The following is a 3687-nucleotide window of genomic DNA, read 5'->3' as shown; positions in this document are numbered from 1 at the left end:
CATGCTTTTTATTGAATGTTTTATGGAAGTCGGTATATACGTTAAATACATTGTACTTCACTGAATTGCTGCTGTTGGAAGCGGAAGTCAGGTTACCACCGGTATAATTAGTTACACCAGGACCAGTACTATAGGCTACCGGAATACTAAATCCTTTGCCTACATCACTCCCTCTTCTCCAGGTGGCATCTGCTTTTAAGGTCCACACATCTTTAATCAATCCCAACTCTGCATTCAATGTGGTCATAAACTCACTCCAGTTATCGTTTCTGCGACCACCACTCTGCAATACACCTAACAGGTTAGCACCGTCTGCTGTCCAGCTGCCGTCCGGATTATGGAATACAGACAAAGAAGGCGTACGGTTTACGGCAGTGAAAAACGAATTATTGGTACTACCGGAATAAAGACTGGCGTCGGATGTACTGGTAGCAAAAGGCTGGTCATAGGTAGTATTGGTGTACATCGTATTTGTACCCAGCTTAAAGCGGTCATTAAAGGTATAGGTAGCCTTTGCACGCAGGTTGTAACGCTCGTATTTATCAGGATTACTACGTAACATACCATCCTGTGAATAATATTCACCAGATAAATAGTAATTCAGTTTTTCATTACCCTGGGATACACTGAAATTAGCGGTATAGGCAGGAGCAGACTTGCTGTACACTTCATGCAGCCAATCTGTTTCTCCATAGTAGCTATATGATTTAGGATCATTTGGATTCACAATCACCCGCGGCAATGTTGGATCTTTCAGCAACTGCGCTGCATAATCCCTGTCTGGCTGTGGATAAAGGTTATATAAAGGTGCTCCTGCATCATGTTTGTATTGCATCACCGTTAGCGGATCTGTAATAATCTTAGGTACCTTACCCAATGTACGTACCGAATAGTTGGTATTCGCACTCACGGCAAGATGTCCGTCTTTTCCGGTTTTGGTGGTAATTAATACTACCCCGAAAGCAGCACGGGCACCATAAATGGCAGCAGCCGCCGCATCCTTCAGCACCGTTACACTTTGTACATCCGCCGGATTAAGGCGGGATACTTCGTCGCTGGTAAATGGAATATTATCTACCAGGATAAAAGGATCGCCACCATTAATGGAGGTGATACCGCGCAGGTTAAACTTCGCAGCAGAAGAAACCCGGCCATCACTATTTGTAATATTCAGATTGGGAATCAATCCCTGTAAACCAGTAGCCACGTTGGTGATAGGACGGCTTTCCAGTTCTTTTCCGGAAATCGCATCTACCGCACCGCTGAGGTTGATCCTTTTCTGTTTACCATAACCCACTACCACTACTTCATTCAAACCACTGGAATTGGCTTTCATTACTATATCATAGTGCTGATCAGCCTTTGCCGTCATCTGCATACTCTCATATCCTACATAGGAAAATTCCAGTATCGCATTTTCAGGCGCATCCAGGGAAAAACGACCATTTTCATCGGTATGCGCGCCATGGGTAGTGCCTTTTACCAACACCGTTACCCCAATCAGCGGATTACCAGCGTCATCGGTTACTTTACCTTTTATATTAATATTCAGCACTTTATCTCCTGCCTCCACAATCACCACCAGGTTGTCATTCATCACCTTATAATCCAGTGAAGTCCCTGCCAGCGCATTGTCCAGGATAGCCCGCACCGGGGCATCCTTCATACTGATGGATATCTTTTTATCAGGAATAATGGCGTTCTTATACAGGAACGTATAATCGCTTTGCTTCCCGATTAAGGTCAGGAGTTTGGCAATGTTGATATTTTTGTAATCAACACTGATCTTTTCCTGAGAAAGTCCATGCGCGCTTAATTGCAGAAAACCTGCACAAAGCAATACAGAAGTTAGTTTCATACTTAGTACCAATTTCCTCATACGCCTACGCGGAATATGAGAAGGCCACCAATGACTTTTTTTCATAAATTTGTTTCGTTAGGTGAAATAATCAGGCCATTACCAGATTGTGTGGATCGGTTTAGTTGTTTTAGCTAGCAATTTTAAAAGGGGGAATGTTCGAGCATTTCCCTTTTTTTATTTGCTAACCGCCATAAAAAAAGTATTCTGATTTATATGTCTGCTAGATGTTTACCATATATCAATAACATTTTCCTTGTTGTTCACTTCATAATGAAATCCGGATGTTAATTGCAATGCCTGCAATATGCCATCTATGCTTTGTTTGCGGAAAGCGCCGCTAAATACTTCCTGCTTGTAACGATCATTCTTAAATCGTATCGTCACGTTGTACCAGCGTTCCAGGTCGTGCGATAGTTGTTCAAACGTAATTTTGTCAAATTCAAAACGGTCATTCATCCAGGCGGTCGTCTGATTCTCTGCGGAATCCCCCGCCTGTGTTGGTTTTACAGCTGTAATGGTGTAATTACTCTTGTTGGCATTCACTGCTTTCACGGGTAAAGCAGTCAGATTCTTTTTATCAATGATTAGTTTTTGTTCTGGTTGCAATACCACTACTTTATGGCCACCGGCAGCTGCTCCTTCCGGAAAGCTCACCTCTACTTTTCCACTCAGTAATGTGGCTTCTACGGTGGCATCCTCTTCGTAGGCCTTCACATTAAAAACGGTACCCAGTACCTTTATATCCGCATGCTCCGTTTGAATAATAAAAGGATGTTGCGGATCATGCTTTACATCAAAATAAGCTTCTCCCACCAATGTTACCTTCCGGTCACCATTCAGGAATCTATTCACATCATAGCGCAAATGGCTACATGCATTGAGCACCACGCTGGTCCCGTCTGGCAATACCACCGCGGTTTTAGAGCCATTCCGGGTCACTACTTCGTTCCCGAAATGATGCTTGCCCGGCCGTTGCCAAAAACTGTAAGCCGTTACTAATACGGCCACACAGGCCGCTACTCCCATCACCGCTTTCCACGGAAACATCCGTCTCACTTTTGCTGCCGGCGTTTCCATCAGCAGGTCTATATTAGATAACCCCTTTTGTAATAACTGCTGTTCTTCAGCAACAGAAAATCCATTATTTTCTTTCAGCGTAGTAATATCTTCTACTATCGTATAAGCATAATGAAGCCCGGGGAACTGCAACAGCAAGTCCTCCAGTTCTGTTAATTCTTCCGGAGAAGCCTCTCCGGCAAGTTTTCTGGCCAGCAATATATTGATCCGGTGATCCTCTGTCATCTATTTTGTTCGTATTACACAGGAAGGACGAAAAGAAATTGAAAAACCCCCAAAAGATTGTTAAAAATAATTTTGAGTGGAAAGTATAGCAGTCATAACCAACAATAGAGATAAAATACCCTAACTTTCAGAGAAAATAATACCTATATGGAAAAGTTAACGGGATTATTAATTTTGTTAACTTTAACGTAATCTACGTTACATAATTTGCAACCATTATCAGCGGAAAAAAGGGATGAACGAGTGTACAATAAGTGAACTTTTCAGTAACATCACAGGGAACAATGATCAGACTGCCTTTCGGGCTTTCTACAATCATTTCTTTGTGACGCTGCTCCGTTTTTCCTTTAGCCTTACGCATTCCAAAGAAGTAGCAGAAGAAATTACCAACGATGTGTTCATGCATTGCTGGCAAAAAAGAGCGTCACTTTCTCATATAAAAAATCCACAGGTGTATCTTTTTGTCATCGCTAAAAACAAAGCCATAGACCATCTCCGTAAGCAAGCGGCGTCCAGGCAGGTGT

3 protein-coding genes are annotated in these 3687 nt (G+C 42.7%); 1 reads left to right on the top strand and 2 read right to left on the bottom strand.

Annotated elements, in window-relative coordinates; all coding sequences use genetic code 11:
• Together VIP81_RS02075 and VIP81_RS02070 are read right to left on the bottom strand one after the other, a co-directional pair.
• Positions 1–1858 (bottom strand): SusC/RagA family TonB-linked outer membrane protein (locus VIP81_RS02075; protein WP_331956819.1); only part of this gene is annotated, 1858 nt, incomplete at its 3' end.
• A gap of 231 nt (positions 1859–2089) precedes the next feature.
• The gene (locus VIP81_RS02070; RefSeq protein WP_331956818.1) at positions 2090–3163 is read right to left on the bottom strand and encodes a FecR family protein; all 1074 of its coding nucleotides are present in this window, start codon (positions 3161–3163) and stop codon (positions 2090–2092) included.
• 235 nt (positions 3164–3398) lie between these two features.
• Here VIP81_RS02070 and VIP81_RS02065 point away from each other — a divergent pair.
• Positions 3399–3687, top strand: a 289-nt coding sequence (locus VIP81_RS02065) for an RNA polymerase sigma factor (protein ID WP_331956817.1), incomplete at its 3' end; no start/stop codon positions are given.

This window comes from Chitinophaga sp. (assembly GCF_036566945.1).
GTDB lineage: Bacteria > Bacteroidota > Bacteroidia > Chitinophagales > Chitinophagaceae > Chitinophaga.
This window is presented reverse-complemented; position numbering and strand designations above follow the sequence as displayed.

Coding starts and splice junctions, on each gene's coding strand:
- VIP81_RS02070 (WP_331956818.1), bottom strand. CDS start 3,163: ATGACAGAGGATCACCGGATCAATATATTGCTGGCCAGAAAACTTGCC.